The sequence below is a fragment of the Acinetobacter sp. 1124_18A genome, assembly GCF_052824995.1.
Map to the genome: position 1 here is coordinate 499,167 of NZ_VTDF01000002.1, position 17,016 is coordinate 516,182.

A 17,016-nucleotide genomic window follows, 5' to 3' on the forward strand; every position below is an offset into this window, starting at 1 on the left:
GGCTCTCTTACTCAATATTAGAGATTTTATTAATCTCAGCAATCAAATGTGACCGATTTAAATGTGCCACATCTAAAGCAAACAAGGCATCTAAACGACGATTAATATGATTCACTGTATATTGAAAAGCTTTGAGTTTTTCTTCTTTTGGCAAATCAAGATGTGATGGGTCACTCAGTCCCCAATGTGCTTTGATTGCGCCACCTAAATAAAGTGGGCAGGCTTCTTGTGCAGCAGAATCACAGACCGTAATCACAACATCTGGTTGATATTGTTCACAATCATCAATATTTTTACTCCATAAGCCTTCTGTTGAAAGACCTAAATTTTCAAGCGTTTCGAGCGTGAGTGGATGAACATGTCCTGATGGTTTACTGCCAGCGCTGTAAGCTTTCCAACCTTCTGGTGCACGACTGTTAAATAAAACTTCTGACAAAATGCTACGGCAACTGTTTCCAGTGCATAAAAATAAGAACTTCATGGTCTTACTCACAATAAGTTGAAATAGAAGAAAACTGTGAAGATGATTGATTCACTAAACTTTCATCTTGGTTTCCTATAATTTTCAAAACTTCAACGGCCCAACTTGGTAAATCAGGGTTGACACTGTAATACACCCATTGCCCTTGCCGCGTGTCTAGTAAAATACCGTGGGTACGCAGTAAAGCTAAATGTCTGGAAATTTTAGGTTGGCTCAAATCCAGTTGTTCAGTTAGCTCACAGACACAAATATTTTGTTTATTTAGAACTAATTTAAGAATGTTTAACCGAGTTTGGTCAGATAGACATTTAAAGAAATCGACTTGGTTGATCATATCTTCAACAGAATATATTCGTTATTGCAAATATACGGATATCCATATATAAATGCAATATCTTAATTCAACCCTGAATTTACCATGACTGAGCTAGTGAAGATTTACCATAACCCTGCTTGCGGAACCTCACGAAATACTTTGGCACTTATTCGTCGTGCAAGGCTTGAACCTATTGTTATTGAATATTTAAAAACACCACCCAGTAAAGATGAATTGATTCAACTCATTAAGGATTCAAACTTAACTGTACGTGAAGCCATTCGTAAAAATGTTGATCCATATAAAGATTTAGAGTTAGAACAAGCCCATTGGACCGATGAGCAGTTAATTGATTTTATGGTGCAATATTCAATTTTAATTAATCGCCCATTCGTGGTTACACCAAAAGGCACACGACTTTGCCGCCCTTCTGAAGTGGTGCTCGACATTTTAGGTTCAAAAAACTTAGGCTATTTTGCAAAAGAAGATGGTGAAGTGATTATTGATGAACAAGGCAGTCGTATAAAGTAATTGAAGATACTTATTAATATAAAAAGCTAAATGGCATGACACCATTTAGCTTTTTCTGAATGAAACGGATTAAAAATAGGATTTGATAAAAGGAAGCAGTTGCTCTCCTATTACCATGCCTAATAATCCGACTAACGCAACAAGAGGTGGAGCTGGTGACTTAACATTTAAAACGTAATATAAGACACCAACAAGCAACCCTACAGCCAAAGATAACAAGTACATTTTCATCGTACATCCCTTAGGGAAGCAAACCATTTAACGAAGCAGGTTCCCAAACTGTTTTATTTAAAATGCAAAACAAGAACACCCGAGTGCACCCCAGAAGGATTTTTTATCTTTATCATTTACAGGGACATCCAACATCCATGAGTGGCTATGTCCATGCATGCCACAACTGCTGGCGCATGCACACAATGCACTTTGTGACTGTAATGACTGATTAGATGGTGCATTACGATTTTCAGATAAACGCCACTGACCACCGAGGCGTTTTACTGGCGACCATGTTGGTGATGCTGGTGGTAATGGCAGATCATCCTGCTTAAACTCTGCTCCCGCATATACCACTTTTCCGCCCAAAACAGTGAGCACAGACTCAATCCATTGGATATCTTCTGCTTCAACTTTAAAGTAGTCATCGGACAGCACAACCAGATCTGCAAGTTCCCCTGCTGTTAATGAGCCTTTGACATCTTTTTCACCTGAAAACCATGCAGAACCTTTGGTCCACAGATTGAGTGCAGTTTGGCGATCTAACAGATTTTTTTCATCATAGAGTGGCAAACCACCGACTGTTTTACCTGTACTTAGCCAATATAAACACACCCAAGGATTATACGAAGCTACACGTGTTGCGTCTGTTCCAGCGCCCACAGGTACGCCTAACTCAAGCATTTTCTTGACTGGTGGAGTTTCCTGAGCAGCTTCAGCACCATAGCGTTTTACGAAAATTTCGCCTTGATATGCCATCCGGTGTTGAATGGCAATACCACCGCCCAATGCACCAATACGTTCGATATTACGCTCAGATACCGTTTCAGCATGGTCAATAATAAATCGGGTCGCAAATGGCTGTTTGGCATTTACTTTCTCAAATACATTGAGCAAACGATTAATACTTTCATCATAGGTTGCATGAATACGAAATGGCCATTTCTTTTCAGCCAGATGTTCAACAATGGCTTCGAGTTCACCTTCCATTTTTTCTGGTAAATCTGGACGTGGTTCATAGAAATCTTCAAAGTCACCCGCCGACCAAGTCAGGTTCTCACCTGCTCCATTCATTCTAAATAGTTCATCACCATCGCCCGGAAATGTCATTTCTGTCCAACGGCGATAATCATCAAGCTCTTGGCCTGCCTTTTGAGCAAATAGATTGTATGCAATTCGCACTGTCATTTGATTTTGATCGTGTAATTGCTTAATCACATCATAATCTTCAGGATAGTTTTGTCCGCCACCACCTGCATCAATTGCAGAAGTAATGCCTAATCGGTTCAGCTCACGCATGAAATGACGAGTTGAATTGACTTGATCTTCAACTGGCAGTTTTGGTGCTTTGCCCAAAGTTGAATATAAAATCATAGCGGATGGCGTTGCGAGCAACAGACCTGTTGGCTCACCTTTTTCATCCCGTACAATTTTGCCGCCGGGCGGGTCTGGGGTGTCTTTGTTAAAGCCCAATACATCAAGCGCAGCTCGGTTCAGCAAAGCACTAGCATATAAATGTAAAACGAAGACGGGGGTATCAGGTGCAGCTTTATTAATTTCTTCTAAAGTCGGTAAACGCTTTTCAGCAAACTGGAATTCGGTCCAACCGCCAACCACACGCACCCATTGAGGAGCTGGGGTATTATCGGCTTGTTCTTTGAGTAAGCGTAGAGCATCAGCGACGGATGGCACACCTTCCCAACGCAACTCCATATTGTAATTTAGGCCACCACGAATAATGTGCAGATGACTGTCATTTAGACCCGGTATAACGCGACGACCATTTAAGTCTACGACTTTGCTCGTTGCTGTTGCCAACTTCATAATTTCATCATTTGTGCCTGTGCATACGACTTTACCATCCGCAATGGCAATCGCTTGGACTTCTGGGCTTTTAGGATCTAGTGTGGTGATTTTACCGTTTTTGAGTATGAGGTTTATTTCGGTCATTCTGAACTCCTTTCTTGTGAATTATCGTTCTAAAAAATAAAGGTATAACAACATATTTATTTCATTATTCTTTTTGATTTTACACGACGGAGTCTGACCGCTTTTACATTCAATAAGAGTAGTTAATTGTGTTACTTTTCTTTCGGGAAAAGTAACCAAAACCATTCATCTGCAAAACTCGTTCAATTACAATCTTTTTTCAGATTTTGTCCTGTCTCGAACAGTTGCAGATGGCTTTTCCACTTATCAAATATAGTCAAAAATCGAATAAATCAACTTAATATCAAAATACCCTTAACTCAACTATTTCTTATTTTGCTGGAACTGGTGCAAATACTTCGTGTTTTGATGTTGTACGTTCAGGGGCCTTATGTACCATCGTATAGGCATAATCAACGCCCATACCATAAGCACCAGAATGCTCACGTACAATTGCCATGACAGCATCATAGGTATCGCGGTGTGCCCAATCACGTTGCCATTCAAGTAATACTTGTTGCCAAGTTACCGGAACAACACCTGCTTGAATCATGCGTTGCATGGCATAGTCATGTGCCTCTTTCGATGTACCACCTGAAGCATCCGCGACCATATAAATTTCATAATCACCTTCAAGCATGGCACCAAAAGCAAAAGTGTTATTACACACCTCGGTCCACAAACCTGAAACAATCACTTTTTTGCGATTATTTTTTGCAAGCGAATCACGTACTTTTTGGTCATCCCATGAATTCATTGAAGTACGTTCTAAAAGTGGAGCATCTGGAAATACATCTAAAAGTTCTGGATAGGTATGACCAGAGAAGCTTTCAGTTTCGACCGTAGTAATGGTGACAGGAATATTGAATGTTTTAGCTGCTTTTGCTAACCCTACCGTATTATTTTTTAATACTTGACGATCTATTGACTGTACCCCAAAAGCCATTTGTGGCTGATGATCAATAAAAATAACCTGACAATTCGTTGGTGATAGTTGTTCTAAAAGTGATTTATTCATGGGTAAACTCCATTATTCATTATTTAAGGCTTTTAAAATTGCCTTGTGCTTATTATCAAAACAAATAAAAATGTAAAAGCATAGACAGCAAAATGGCACGAATCTGTATGCTGTACGAATACAATAAAATCAATCATTGCTTTTTAATTTTTATAGTTTAATCATTGATATATATTTTTTTAACTTTTGCTTATCCATGGATCGATTAGACTGTATTTCCACTTTTGTAAGTGTCGTAGAACATGGGAATTTTAGTAGCGCAGCCAGAGCACTCGACATCTCTCGTGACTTAGTGGCCAAACGTGTTTGCTACCTTGAAAATGACCTAAAAACTACACTGTTAACCCGAACCACAAGGCAGATGAACCTCACCTCTTGTGGAGAAAAGTTTTATCAGCATAGTAAAGTCATTTTAAGTGAGTTTGAATGGGCTGCCTACGAAATTAGCTATAACCAGCAGTACCCAGAAGGTGAACTCAAGCTTAATACGCCAATGTCTTTTAGCAATATTTTTCTTCAAAATATCATTTCAGACTTTATTGAGAAATATCCCAGCATTAAAATTGATTTATTCATGACTGATCAACTATTAGATATGAATAATAATAAATTTGATTTAACCATTCGTGTCGATGGCTCTCCTCCCAATCTAGCAAACAGTAAAATATTAAATACCTATCAGCGCTATCTATATGCAACACCTGAGTATTTCAATCAGCATGGATTACCAGACTCATTAGAAGAACTTAAAGAACATAAATTTCTTATTTACTATCAAGATAGTCGACATAAGAAATTGATTTTCCAAAAAGATCAAAAAGAAGTGTCCTTCAATTGCTTCCCAGTCATGACCTGTAATAATGGTGAATTATTATTAGATATGTGTTTAAAAGATCACGGTATCGTCTTTCTGCCCGAGTTTATTGCAGAGCCTTACTACAAAGAAGGCAAATTACAGAAATGTTTGGAGGACTATACCAGTCAACCACTTCACTTATATGTGACATGGCCAAACCGTAAAATTTTATCGAAGAAAGTAAAACTATTTATTGATTTTTTAACCCATCAAATCGTTCCTATAAAATAAGCAATCTGGGCCTTTTCTATAAGAATTGGCCCCCTATTTTTAGCTGGTTTGCGTAGCTTCAATCTTCTTATTTTTAAATAAATTTAATAAATTGTGCTCCGCTGACGTTGGCTGTCTTCTTCAATAAATGTCGTTGCGTAGTGTTCTAAATGTTGTTCCATCAGTTGAATTGCTCGTTTTTCATCGCCTTGCTCAATGGCATCTAAAATGGCGCGATGTTCATCTGCCGAACAGTTATTATGTTTTGGAATTTCATATAACCCAATAAATAACGAAGTTCTTGCAATAAGTGTTTGCAAATAGCTGGTCATGATCGTTATTGACGGTGTTACCGCAGCAGTAAAACAAGCTGAAATGTTAGTTCAATTAAATTTAAAAACCAGCAAGATTGGAGATTGGGCCTCACCTCCTGTAAAGAACTACACAGGCATATTGTCAGGTTTTGGAACGTACTAGAGATGAATTATTGTTTCAATTCCAACTCAAAACCCTACGTTGGAATTGAAACAAAGACAATTAAAAGAATTAAGCCTCTGCTAACTCTGGCTGTTGTTCTTTTTTATAAAACGGTACATCACCATTAATGGTCGCGCGGTGCATAATGCGATGGGCATCGCCATAATCAAATAATGCTTTATGTTGTGTGCAACGGTTATCCCAAATAGCGACATCACCATCTTGCCACTTCCAACGCAAATGAAACTTTTCTTGGGTTGCATGTTCAAATAAGAAATTAAGTAATTGCTCACTTTCTTGTTCAGGTAATTCATTAATTCGAGTGGTAAAACCCTCGCTTACAAACAACAAAGGCTCACCTGTGACTGGATGGGTACGCACAACGGGGTGAACCACTGGCGGGTTACGCTTAAAGGTTTGCAAAAGCTTTTCACGCTCTTCATCGTTATTTGAAAAACGTTCAAGTGGAAAAGACTTACGAATATCGTGTGTTGAAGTTAAGCCACGTAATTTTTGCTGTAACTCAAGTGTAAGCCCTTTAAAAGCTGCGGTATTACTCGACCACAACGTATCACCGCCTACAGGTGGAATTTTGATGGCTTGTAACACACAACCCAATGGTGGAGTCTTACTAAAAGTCACGTCTGTGTGCCAAAGTTCATTGTCACGCAAATCTTGTTTCCAACTATCGAGCACCATGACTTCAGGTACATCTTCAATTGAAGGATAAATCGGGTGTACATGTAAGGTGCCAAAACTACGTGCCAAGTCTGCTTGTGCTTGAGGTGCTAATTGTTGCTTTCGAAAAAAAATGACCTGATGATCAAGCAAAGCCTGCTGGATTTGTTGCGTTGTCTGTTCATTTAACGCATTCAAATCAATATCGTGAATAATTGCGCCAATCGTAGGCTTGATCACTTCAATATTTAAGTTTGCTACTACTGTATTCATCTTCTTTACTACAACTGCTGACCATACCAAGGAGAAAACTGTTTTTGTAACCAACGTAAAAACAGCTCAAAACTAACTGCGACAATCGCAATCACAATAATACCCAGAATCACCGTATCAGTAATTAAGAACTGTGCTGCCGATTGCACCATAAAACCAATACCACGGTCCGCTGCAACCAACTCCGCTGCAACCAATGTTGACCAACCTACCCCAAGACCAATACGAATACCGGTAATAATATGAGGTAAAGCTGTTGGTAAAATGACATGCCAAAATACTTGTGTCTGACTTGCCCCTAGCGACAATGCCGCACGCTCACGATTAAGCTGATGGCTCAACACACCATGTGCACTACTAATAATGACAGGCGCCAAAATCGAGAAGAAAATCAAAAGTACTTTTGTGGTTTCGCCAATACCGAACCAAATTACGAGTAAGGGTAAATAAGCTAACGGCGGAATTGGACGTAATAATTCAACTAAAGGATCAAGAACAGCGCGAACCCATTTGTTCAGCCCCATCCATAAACCTAAGGGAACACCAATCACCACGGCAGCAATCAAAGCTAAAAATACACGAGAGATACTGGCTGCTAAGTGTTGCCACAAAGTAGCCTTCATAAAGCCTTCTTGGCTTACCGTTATAAATTTTTGCCATACTGCCTGTGGGCTAGGTAAAAACAGTTCAGGTACCACATGCAAAGCAGTAATGAGAAACCAGATCGCAACAACACTTCCCACACTAATAAAACTTACCGCAAGAGTTCGATGTTTCTCAAAAAATGACGATAGAAATGAAGCATTTTCTGTTTGCACATCTGGCTTAAGTTTTAGCCCTGCTTTGTCATATTCATAGACGTTATCTTTAGTACTCATGTGGTTAACGCCTCCTTACCGCTTTGTTTTTGTGCCCTTAAACTTTCAAATAGCTGCTCTCTGAGCTGAATAAATTGAGGGTCCGATTTAATTGAGCGAATAGACTCGCCCTGACGATATCGATTAGCAAAATCGAGATGTAGAGTTTCTACAATTTTGCCTGGATGGGCTGTCATCAGAACTAACTGATTGCTGAGCAATAATGCTTCTTCAATGTCATGTGTAATTAAAAAGAAGCTTTTATTTTGCTGAATCCATAAATCAAGCACTAACTGCTGCATGTTTTCACGTGTAAAAGCATCTAATGCAGCAAAAGGTTCATCTAATAAAATAAACGGCGCGTGACTAATCAAAGCTCTGGCAATACCAACACGTTGTTTCATACCACCGGAAAGCTCCCAGATATTAGCTTTTTCAACGTGACTTAAACCTACAATTTTTAAAATTGCACTCACTTGCGCTTCGATCTCAGCACGCTTTAAACCTTTCAACTGCAAAGCGAAGCCAACATTATCTGCAACATTCAACCAAGGAAGTAATGCATGATCCTGAAACACCACAGCGCGGGTTACATCTGGCCCATTTACCACTTCATGATTTACAAGCACATCACCGGAACTTGGCTTTTGAAAACCAGCCAAGATATTAAGCAAAGTTGTTTTGCCACAACCCGACTCACCTAAAATGACGGTTAAAGAACCTTCTTCAATCGTTAGGTTAATGTCTTGTAAAACTGGCTTCTGCTGTTTAGGAAAAGTCAGATGAATATGTTTGGCTTCTAATACACTCATGACAACTCCTTAAGGCTGCAAAAATGAAGAGTTCACATTGCCTTTATAATCGGCTTTCAGTTGGTCGACTTTGCCCTGACCTTTTAAGAATTTCGCTGTATCAAAAATATTTTGCGCAAACTCGCCATCTAAGGTTTGTTTTTGCTGAGCATGATCTAGGTAAATATTTCCACTTAATAAAAGTGGGATATCTTTTGGATCAGAACCTGTTAACTGAGCAATTTTCTCAACGTTATCGGCATTTTTAACGTAAGCAGCTGGGTCTTGGTTATATTTTTCTAATTGCTCAAGTGTGGTTTTAACAAAAGCTTTTAAGAAATCAGGATTTTTCTCTGCAAAGTCTTTACGTACAACCCATAAGTCGTAGGTTGGAGCGCCCCATTCGCCGACTTGTTTTGAGTCGGTTAAAACCGTGCCAGATGCTTTAGCTTTACTTAAAGCTGGTTCCCATACATAGGCAGCATCAATATCACCACGTTCCCAAGCAGCTGAAATTTCAGGTGGACGCAAGTTAATAATTTTTACTTTGTCTTCTGGAATGTTCCAATGTTTAAGCGCAGACAATAGGCTGTAATGCGTAGTTGAAACAAAAGGTACTGCAATGGTTTTACCAATTAAATCTTGAGGGCTTTTAATACCTGATTTATTACTTACTACCAATGCTTCAGATGCACCAAGTTTTGAAGTAATTAAGAATACTTCAATCGGTAAATCACGGCTTGCCGCAGCTGCAAGTGGACTTGATCCAATATTGCCAAGTACGACATCACCTGAAGCAAGTGCATTGACAACGTCTGAACCCGCATCAAATTTTTTCCATTGAATATTACGTTGGCTATGTTTTTCATATTCCCCATTGGCCTGCGCAACTTTGCTTGGGTCTACCCCTGTTTGATAGGCAATGATGACAGGTTTGCTGTCGCGAACTGAAGCACTTGTATTATTGTCTTTCTTATTTTGCCATACGATAAATGCAACAATTGCTACAACCACAATTGCCGTGATAATCAACGGTTTGGTCTTTGTGCTCATAATTTCATGATCTTTCAATAATATAAGCTCATGGTATGCAGCTGGCTTTATAATGAAAAATAAAAAAATATGAGTTGCTTATCTAATTTTTATAAATAACTTTTCCTTATAAGTTTTTATCTTTTGGTAAAAAGAAAATATCAAACAAACTTACAGGTTAGAGGTAAAATTAAAATACTTATATATCAATAATTAAAAACGATATTCAAAAAATACATGATGATGAACACCTGACATACACCCTCTAATTATTTTATCCTACTCATTTCATCATTTTTGTTTTTGCTTATCGCAACCAGAGTTTTGCATCTAATTAATTTTCATTATTTTATATAAAGCACAGATTTTATTATCTTTTTATCTTTAATCTTCTGCAAATATTGAGATTTGGACAAATCTTTTTCTGGTTTATACATGACGCAAATTTAATTTTTATTTTTTAAGAGGAGAAAGAATCTTTTGTTTAAACATTCTAAAACTTTCAAAAAAATATTCATCGCAACGACTTTAATTACATTCAGCCTTTCAAGTCATGCAGCCCTTACCTTTGGTAATGCTGAAGAAGGCCAACTTAAAGTGAGTGGTACTGTTCGGGCTAAATATGTTTATGATTTTGACTCTGAACCTTCTACGAGCAAATTTTCCTTTAACGACGCAGTATTATGGTTGGACTACAACTCCCCGAAATGGATTGGTCGTTTAGATTATCGGGTTTATGAATATTACGGGCGTTTAGGCGATGCCAATTGGCTAACCGATGCATGGATGGGTTATAAAATTAATGACAACAGTAAAATTATTGCTGGCTTAAACCCCGTTCCTTTTGGCTTGGGTCGCTTTTGGGGAAATACTTATTACTTAGGGATTGCCAATAGTGCAGGTTGGGAAGATGTGCATAACCTTGGGGTGAAATATGACTTCAATGATGGAATCAATGAAGCACAACTCGCCTTTTACCCTACCGATGGTGGCACCTATAGAGGTAAAAGCAAAGACTCAAGTCGATTTAGTATCAACCCTGTCAATGCGGATGACTCTGTACCGCAAGGCACCAATACCAAAGAAAAGAACTCCATTGTTGTTCGCGGTGCTCATACCTTTAAAAATGTTCTAGGCCAAGAAAATTTCTCTACCCAACTTGGTGCCTCTGCATGGTATTCCACCATTGAAAACAAACGTTCAGGACAAGATGGCGATCGCCAACTTTATTCGGTTTTTAGCAATACCAATTATAACCAATGGAATTTACAGCTTTTGGCTGGTTATCAAGACATTGATAATGCCGACACTGAATATAAAGACCACCTGACTTTAGGGGGTTTCGATTATTCATTTAACTCTGCAACCAAAGGTCAGATTTATTCAGCCGAACTCAGCTATTTATTTCCTCAGCAGTTTGGCCCAATTGCCTCTGTTCGTCCTTACCTAAACTATAGTTCTTATCGAAAAGAACAAGATGGCTTTAAAGACTCCACCCGTTTTATTCCCGGCATTGCCTTTAACTATCAAAAATTGACAGTACAAGCCGAGTTGCTAGTTGGCAAACATGACCCATACTTAGGTGATAGCGAAGGTCTGGCAGCTGGTGGAACCAATGATAAATGGAATAAAAAAGCGTTTGTGATTTTTGCTTACTATTTCTAACCCACAAAATAAAGGCCAACACATGTTGGCCTTTATTTTTATCTAAAGATTTAGATTTAGCTAATCAATTACAGGTGAATTATTAAGTGGAAGTTCTGGACTATTTTCATCAATCACATCGACATCTTGTGCAGTAGGCTCAAACTTAATCAGTAGCCCAATCACAATTAAAGGAATAAACGCAAAAATAGAAATAATCAGGTAAACATCGGTTTTATATCCCGCCATCCAGATCGGTAAAACAAACAAAGCAATTGCTTGAGCAATCCCCGTTACGGCACGGTTAAAGCCAACACCAACACCACGAATCGAAGCTGGATAAGCCATGGTTGGATAAACCATCATTTGTGCACCTGGCCCAAAACCTTCGGCAAAAAGCCAAAGCCCGAGCATGCCAATTGCGGTGTAGAGTAAAAAGCTATTACCGGGTTCACCAATTAATGCCAATGCAATGAGGGCTATAAACTGGAGTAAAAAGCCTGTAAGCAACACATGACGAGATTTAAATCTGCTAGCAACAAATACGCCTAACAGCCCGCCCGTAAATGCAAATAGCAAATTGAGTCCGAGTGTTGTAGTAATGGTCGTCAAGACATCAGTATGAAAGAAACGCGTTAAAATAGAAGGCAAAAAGAAAGCAATGGTGGTGTACTGAAATGCCACCGAAATGTGAATCACAATGGCCACAATCGTTCTTGGCAAATAGGTTTTATTAAATAAAACTGCAAAACCCTCGCTTTTCTTTTCAGCAGTTCTTTCTACTTTTTCAACTGTAGCGACTGCATTAATTGCATAGGACTCTTGTAGAACTTGAGCTGCCCCTTTTAAATCACCTTGGTTTGCAAGCCAGATTGGTGACTCAGTTAAATATTTACCGCGAATAAAAATAATGAGTAATGCTGGCACTGCTCCAAAAATTAAAGATGCTCGCCATAACCAGTTGCTATGCTCAGATGGTAAAAGAAAATAAAGCGCCAAAACCAGACCAAAACACACCGAAGAAGCGGCATACCACATTGGGCACCATGCGGCTAAACGCGCTGCCTTATTGCCACTCCCGTTAAATTTAGAAAACTCAGATAAGTATGACATTGCCACAGGCAAATCAATACCAACACTAATCCCCATAATAAATCTGGCTAAAATCAAAACCCATACATTCGGTGCAAAGCCTGCGACAATTGCCGCAATGACAAAGAGCACCATGTCTGCCATAAAGACTCGATAACGGCCAATTTTATCTGTCAGCCAACCACCAATCAGGTTACCAACAATGGTTCCGCAGACAATTGCTGAAGCCACCACCCCTGTCATGACAGGGCTTAAAGAAAACTCTGAGATAACTTGCTCAATACCAAACGACAGCGTTGTTAAATCATAGGCATCAATAAATACCCCAATCAGTGCCAACCAAATAACTTTATTCGATTTACCCTTCCCTGCAAATTTTGAAATTAATTGTGAAACATCATCGGGAGATTTAATTTCATAACGATGGTTATGATCGAGTTCTTGTGTGCTCACTTAATAATTCCTGAACTTTAATAACAGAAACAAAATAATGATTATTCACACCATATAAAAACAAATTAATCTGATGTTTTAATCTCAATTATAGAATTATCTTTTCATTATTAACTCAGCAGTAAAACCGATATAAAAAGACAAAATAAAAGCTGGTATTTAACCAGCTTTTTATTTAAAGGCTTTGCAAAATATTAACTCGCCTCAGCAAGTTTTAACTCTTTTAGATTACGATATTTTGCACCGCGGTGATTTTCAGGCAAATATGGCCCAGCACCAAATAATTTTTCTCTTAATGTTCCTTGTGCATATGAGGTTTGATATACCCCACGTTTTTGCAACTCTGGAACAATAAATTCGACCACATCAGCAAAGGTTTGATGCGCCAAATATAGGCAAGGTTAAAGCCATCGACATCGGTATCTTCAACCCATTGCTGTAAAGCATCCGAAACGGTTTCTGCCGAACCCACTAACACAGGTCCATTACCGCCTAAGCTGTTCCAATTTGCAATTTCTTCAATGGTCCAAACACGTTCCGGATCTGCATTTACATAAGAATCTAGTAAAGATTGAATGGCGTTGGTTTGAATATATTCAACTTTGTCAGTTGGTTGATATTGTGAAAAATCGACACCAGACCAGCCAGACAGCAAGGTTAAAGCGCCATCGTAGCTTCCATAGCTTTGATATTCTTTAAACTTAGCCTGTGCTTTTGCATCGGTTTCATCAGTGACAATCGACAAAAGCGCATAAATTTTAACTGAGTACGGGTCGCGGCCTTCTTGAGCCAATTTTTGACGAATGCCCTGTACCACTTTTTTAGTGGCAATTTTAGACGGTGCTGCAATAAATACACACTCAGCATTTTGACTAGCAAACTTCTGCCCACGTGAGGATGCGCCTGCTTGATAAAGTACTGGCGTTCGCTGCGGTGATGGCTCACAAATATGGATACCCGGCACAGTAAAGTATTTACCTTCGTGCTGAATTGGATGCACTTTATTATGGTCAGCAAAGATACCGCTTTCACGGTCACGAAGTACCGAACCTTCTTCCCAAGACCCTTCCCAAAGTTTGTAAAGGACTTCTAAATATTCATCAGCAATATCATAACGATTGTCATGATTAACCTGAGTTTTTAGGCCCAAGTTTTTCGAACCACTTTCCAAATAAGACGTCACGATATTCCATCCCACTCGTCCTTTGGTTAAATGGTCTAGCGTACTAATACGTCTAGCAAAAGGATAAGGATGTTCAAAGGAAATAGAGGTCGTGACACCAAAACCCAAGTGCTTTGTGACTGCTGCCATCGCTGGCACAATCTGTAGCGGATCATTGACTGGAACTTGTACTGCACCGGTTAAGGCATGTTCAGCACTTTGATGATAAACGTCATAAATACCAAGTACATCTGCAATAAAAATACCGTCAAAAAAACCACGCTCAAGAATTTGTGCTAAATCTGTCCAATATTCTAAATCTTTATATTCAACAGATCGGTCTTGAGGATGTCGCCATAATCCAGGAGATTGGTGGGCAATACAATTCATTTCAAAAGCATTAAAACTAATTTTCTTAGTCATAAAATATCAACCAGCATTTTATTTAATTTTTATACTAAAGCAATTTTTATGTTTTCTTTATAATATAAACCCCAAACAAAATATGATTTTATTCTAATAGATTTTTATAATTTAATTTAAACAATCAAAATAATATTAAGCCACTAAAAATAGCAGCTTAATATCTAAAACTATAATTTATTGTTTAGCAACATTCCCTATTCGCCATTGATACGGAGGTAATGTGCCGTTTACACTAAAATCACCGACAATTCGATTTTTAAATACTCTAGGGTTATGTGAAGATAAAGTTCGTACATTACGCCAGTATCGATCTAGGCCTAAATCTTTGTCTGTTGCAGAAGCACCTAAAGCATCAAATAAAATTGTAGAAGCATTTAAAATTAGATCGGTAATGACCGTTTGAGACTGTGCACTTTCAAGCTCGGCAAGTGCATTTTGCTCCTCTTCAAGCTGCTCATTATTTTGAAATGCAGCCAAGTAAGTACGCTGTAAGCTTTGTGCAACTTTTTCAACAATCGCCCCTGCACTGTAAGCCGCGCCACGAATTTGGCCTACGACTTGTAAAATCTGCGGATCCTGTTTTACAAATTGAGCATTTGCATGCGTGTAGTTTCGAGTACGTTTAGCAACAGCTTGAGAAACTTCATAGGTTGCAGCACGTCCTAGACCTGTAATGATTGCCAGTTGAACCAATTGATAGTAAGCCGCTGAATATTTAAAACGATCATCATCAGGTAAAATTTCAGTTTCATCGACCAATACGTCATGGAAATATGCTGTACCACTTGCGGTGAGTTGCTGACCAAAGCCATTCCAGTCATCAACAATTTCGACACCTTCATCTTCACGGCGGACAACGACCGAGCCAGATTCACCCTTTAAGTCTGTTACACCAACGTCCACCCAGTCTGCATAAAGACTGCCTGTGGTGTAATATTTTTTACCTTTAACGCGAATTTTTCCTTCACTGTCTCGATACAAATGAGTTTCGAACTGATCAATTGACTCTTTCCCGCCTTCAGACCATGCACTACCCACCGTTTCTCCATTTGCAATTCGGCTAAGCCAACGCTGTTGAAATGCTTTATCTTTACTTACCAAGACATCTTCAGTGAAACCAAAATGCACACGCAAAGCTTGCGGTAAGTTTGAATCGGCCTCTGCAAGTTCAATGAGCAATGCAAATAATTCAGGAATAGTTGCATCAAAACCACCATGAGCTTTGGGAAGTCTTAACCGTGTAAAACCAATATCTTTGAGCCACTGAAGTTGTTCATAAGGCAAAATATGCTGCTGCTCACGGATTAAAGCCCCTTCTTTAATACGCGCAAAAGTCGGTCTGAAATTTTTTGCCAACTCATCATAACGTTCAGAAGGTCCTTGTCCCCACACCCGAGAAATGATTGAAGCCTGACTAAGTGCAGCATGCGTTAGTGAACCGAGATGATGCTCAAAATTTAAATTTGTCATTTATGTAAAACCAATATTGCTTTGCTTTTACCATAAAATATTTATTTCACATGAAAACGATTATTTTTTTATAACTGTATTCATTCTTTATATAACGCCAGAAAATGCCTGCAAACACTAAGCTAACTCTTTCTTTTGAAGACTATGCTGACTTTGCAATAAGGTTTGCATATATTCTGAATAGACCGATAATTTTTCGAAAATATGCTCTGAATAGAACATATCATCAATTAAATGCGTCATTTGAGGCGTCGTGAAGGTGTCACACAACCCGACAAGCTCTGCATTCATTTGAGCAAATTTCGCACATAATTTCACGTAGGTATCATCTTTATTTTTAAATAATAATTTACGCATTTCCAATTCATTTATATCTTTTAAATCATCATTTATTTTGAGGTTAATCCAATAGATTTTGACTTTTAAGAACTGCTCAAGCTCTTTCAAATGTTCTAAATCTATATCTAAATCGGTGATTAAAAAAACGGTAGAGATATCGCTTCGACACAGTGCTTTAATTAAACTTAAATAAATAAATTCAACTTCACTCAGCTCTGCCAACTCTAAATCTATATATATTTTTAAGCTTTCTAGAACGTCATCGATCTTGAAAAGTACCTTTTTTTCAGCTTGATAATATTTATTAAGAATAGAAAGCACAGGCGCTGTCGCGGGTGTTGTGTAAATGGCTGCTTTATTTAAATTGGCAAATATAAAAGGTGAAAATAGGTAAGCAACACTGCTTTGCTTTAGGTGAATATGAGATTGAATTAAATATACAGTTTGAGATTTAGAAAAGTCTCTGAGAACCTTCGCTCTTAATAAAGTTGCTTCGAAGTTAACATAGGTCTGCTCTAATTGAGCCATTATAGACGCTGGAATAGGCTGATTTTTAATAATTTTATGCAGGACATTGAGTTGAGAAGTAGTAAACATTTTTTAACATCCAAGCTATTTTAGAAGAGCTACACTTAAATCAGGTCTTTAATAACCTACGTAACAACCAGACCTCACACAAAACAACAAGGGAATAAAAAAGAAGTAATTTATCCTGCGCTTATATAAAAACCAAAGTCGCATTGATGTTGTTTATAACGATGATTTTGG

The 17,016-nt window shown here is 38.4% G+C and carries 15 protein-coding genes and 3 pseudogenes; 4 read left to right on the plus strand and 14 right to left on the minus strand.

The genetic code is table 11. The features are described 5' to 3' along the window. Window positions 1-7: 7 nt before the first annotated feature. Window positions 8-481, minus strand: a complete 474-nt coding sequence (locus FY048_RS06825; protein ID WP_446090616.1) for an arsenate reductase ArsC — start codon at window positions 479-481, stop codon at window positions 8-10. A gap of 4 nt (window positions 482-485) precedes the next feature. After that, the gene (locus tag FY048_RS06830) at window positions 486-815 is read right to left on the minus strand and encodes a metalloregulator ArsR/SmtB family transcription factor (RefSeq protein ID WP_250374289.1); all 330 of its coding nucleotides are present in this window, start codon (window positions 813-815) and stop codon (window positions 486-488) included. A gap of 84 nt (window positions 816-899) precedes the next feature. Here FY048_RS06830 and arsC point away from each other — a divergent pair, with 84 nt between their 5' ends. Continuing rightward, window positions 900-1,328, plus strand: a complete 429-nt coding sequence (arsC, locus tag FY048_RS06835) for an arsenate reductase (glutaredoxin) (RefSeq protein ID WP_446090617.1) — start codon at window positions 900-902, stop codon at window positions 1,326-1,328. Between the two features lie 69 nt (window positions 1,329-1,397). Here arsC and FY048_RS06840 read toward each other — a convergent pair whose 3' ends face one another. From FY048_RS06840 to FY048_RS06850, 3 genes are all read right to left on the minus strand, one after another. Beyond that, window positions 1,398-1,559 (minus strand): DUF1427 family protein, encoded by a 162-nt coding sequence (locus tag FY048_RS06840; RefSeq protein WP_000784879.1) that lies wholly within the window; start codon window positions 1,557-1,559, stop codon window positions 1,398-1,400. 57 nt (window positions 1,560-1,616) lie between these two features. Then, the gene (locus tag FY048_RS06845; RefSeq protein ID WP_446090618.1) at window positions 1,617-3,491 is read right to left on the minus strand and encodes an amidohydrolase; all 1,875 of its coding nucleotides are present in this window, start codon (window positions 3,489-3,491) and stop codon (window positions 1,617-1,619) included. Window positions 3,492-3,801: 310 nt separating this feature from the next. Further along, window positions 3,802-4,488, minus strand: coding sequence for a hydrolase (locus FY048_RS06850; protein ID WP_406522100.1), 687 nt, complete (start codon window positions 4,486-4,488; stop codon window positions 3,802-3,804). 196 nt (window positions 4,489-4,684) lie between these two features. On the opposite strand from FY048_RS06850, the gene FY048_RS06855 reads away from it, so the two are divergent. Further along, on the plus strand, window positions 4,685-5,575 hold the full coding sequence (locus FY048_RS06855) for a LysR substrate-binding domain-containing protein (protein WP_446090619.1): 891 nt from the start codon (window positions 4,685-4,687) through the stop codon (window positions 5,573-5,575). Between the two features lie 39 nt (window positions 5,576-5,614). On the opposite strand, the pseudogene FY048_RS06860 reads toward FY048_RS06855, so the two are convergent. Then, window positions 5,615-5,892: pseudogene (locus tag FY048_RS06860) on the minus strand (FCD domain-containing protein); the annotation flags it as partial. Between FY048_RS06860 and FY048_RS06865 the strand changes: the two are divergent. Further along, window positions 5,879-6,031, plus strand: a pseudogene (locus FY048_RS06865) (aspartate/glutamate racemase family protein); the annotation flags it as partial. The pseudogenes FY048_RS06860 and FY048_RS06865 overlap by 14 nt on opposite strands. A 69-nt stretch (window positions 6,032-6,100) precedes the next feature. Here FY048_RS06865 and tauD read toward each other — a convergent pair. Genes tauD through tauA form a run of 4 tightly spaced genes read right to left on the minus strand, consistent with a single transcriptional unit; the run spans window position 6,101 to window position 9,701 of the window. Further along, window positions 6,101-6,982, minus strand: a complete 882-nt coding sequence (gene tauD, locus FY048_RS06870) for a taurine dioxygenase (RefSeq protein WP_446090620.1) — start codon at window positions 6,980-6,982, stop codon at window positions 6,101-6,103. A gap of 8 nt (window positions 6,983-6,990) precedes the next feature. Continuing rightward, a complete protein-coding gene (gene tauC / locus FY048_RS06875) occupies window positions 6,991-7,860 on the minus strand; it encodes a taurine ABC transporter permease TauC (protein WP_446090621.1) in 870 nt (289 codons plus the stop codon). Then, window positions 7,857-8,651, minus strand: a complete 795-nt coding sequence (locus FY048_RS06880) for a taurine ABC transporter ATP-binding protein (protein ID WP_311080130.1) — start codon at window positions 8,649-8,651, stop codon at window positions 7,857-7,859. Before FY048_RS06880 ends, tauC begins: the two co-directional genes overlap by 4 nt. Window positions 8,652-8,660: 9 nt before the next feature. After that, entirely contained in the window at window positions 8,661-9,701 is a 1,041-nt protein-coding gene (gene tauA / locus FY048_RS06885; protein ID WP_446090622.1) for a taurine ABC transporter substrate-binding protein, read from the minus strand. Between the two features lie 441 nt (window positions 9,702-10,142). Here tauA and FY048_RS06890 point away from each other — a divergent pair, with 441 nt between their 5' ends. Beyond that, window positions 10,143-11,327 carry a hypothetical protein gene (locus FY048_RS06890; protein ID WP_446090623.1) on the plus strand — a complete coding sequence of 395 codons (1,185 nt, stop codon included), beginning with the start codon at window positions 10,143-10,145 and terminating at the stop codon, window positions 11,325-11,327. 60 nt (window positions 11,328-11,387) lie between these two features. On the opposite strand, the gene FY048_RS06895 is transcribed toward FY048_RS06890, so the two are convergent. The 4 genes and pseudogenes from FY048_RS06895 to FY048_RS06910 all read right to left on the minus strand — a co-directional run bounded on the left by FY048_RS06895 (window position 11,388) and on the right by FY048_RS06910 (window position 16,845). Further along, on the minus strand, window positions 11,388-12,851 hold the full coding sequence (locus FY048_RS06895; protein WP_446090624.1) for an MFS transporter: 1,464 nt from the start codon (window positions 12,849-12,851) through the stop codon (window positions 11,388-11,390). A gap of 194 nt (window positions 12,852-13,045) precedes the next feature. After that, window positions 13,046-14,436, minus strand: a pseudogene (locus tag FY048_RS06900) (LLM class flavin-dependent oxidoreductase). 177 nt (window positions 14,437-14,613) lie between these two features. Continuing rightward, entirely contained in the window at window positions 14,614-15,909 is a 1,296-nt protein-coding gene (locus tag FY048_RS06905) for an acyl-CoA dehydrogenase family protein (protein WP_446090625.1), read from the minus strand. A 117-nt stretch (window positions 15,910-16,026) separates the two neighbouring features. Next, window positions 16,027-16,845, minus strand: a complete 819-nt coding sequence (locus FY048_RS06910; RefSeq protein WP_446090626.1) for a hypothetical protein — start codon at window positions 16,843-16,845, stop codon at window positions 16,027-16,029. Window positions 16,846-17,016 lie beyond the last annotated feature (171 nt).

Bases quoted from the DNA above. Each gene is read 5' to 3' on its own strand.
- FY048_RS06845 (WP_446090618.1), bottom strand. From the start codon at position 3,491: ATGACCGAAATAAACCTCATACTCAAAAACGGTAAAATCACCACACTA.
- FY048_RS06850 (WP_406522100.1), bottom strand. From the start codon at position 4,488: ATGAATAAATCACTTTTAGAACAACTATCACCAACGAATTGTCAGGTT.
- FY048_RS06825 (WP_446090616.1), bottom strand. From the start codon at position 481: ATGAAGTTCTTATTTTTATGCACTGGAAACAGTTGCCGTAGCATTTTG.
- FY048_RS06905 (WP_446090625.1), bottom strand. From the start codon at position 15,909: ATGACAAATTTAAATTTTGAGCATCATCTCGGTTCACTAACGCATGCT.
- FY048_RS06840 (WP_000784879.1), bottom strand. From the start codon at position 1,559: ATGAAAATGTACTTGTTATCTTTGGCTGTAGGGTTGCTTGTTGGTGTC.
- FY048_RS06880 (WP_311080130.1), bottom strand. From the start codon at position 8,651: ATGAGTGTATTAGAAGCCAAACATATTCATCTGACTTTTCCTAAACAG.
- arsC (WP_446090617.1), top strand. From the start codon at position 900: ATGACTGAGCTAGTGAAGATTTACCATAACCCTGCTTGCGGAACCTCA.
- FY048_RS06830 (WP_250374289.1), bottom strand. From the start codon at position 815: ATGATCAACCAAGTCGATTTCTTTAAATGTCTATCTGACCAAACTCGG.
- tauD (WP_446090620.1), bottom strand. From the start codon at position 6,982: ATGAATACAGTAGTAGCAAACTTAAATATTGAAGTGATCAAGCCTACG.
- FY048_RS06855 (WP_446090619.1), top strand. From the start codon at position 4,685: ATGGATCGATTAGACTGTATTTCCACTTTTGTAAGTGTCGTAGAACAT.
- FY048_RS06910 (WP_446090626.1), bottom strand. From the start codon at position 16,845: ATGTTTACTACTTCTCAACTCAATGTCCTGCATAAAATTATTAAAAAT.
- tauC (WP_446090621.1), bottom strand. From the start codon at position 7,860: ATGAGTACTAAAGATAACGTCTATGAATATGACAAAGCAGGGCTAAAA.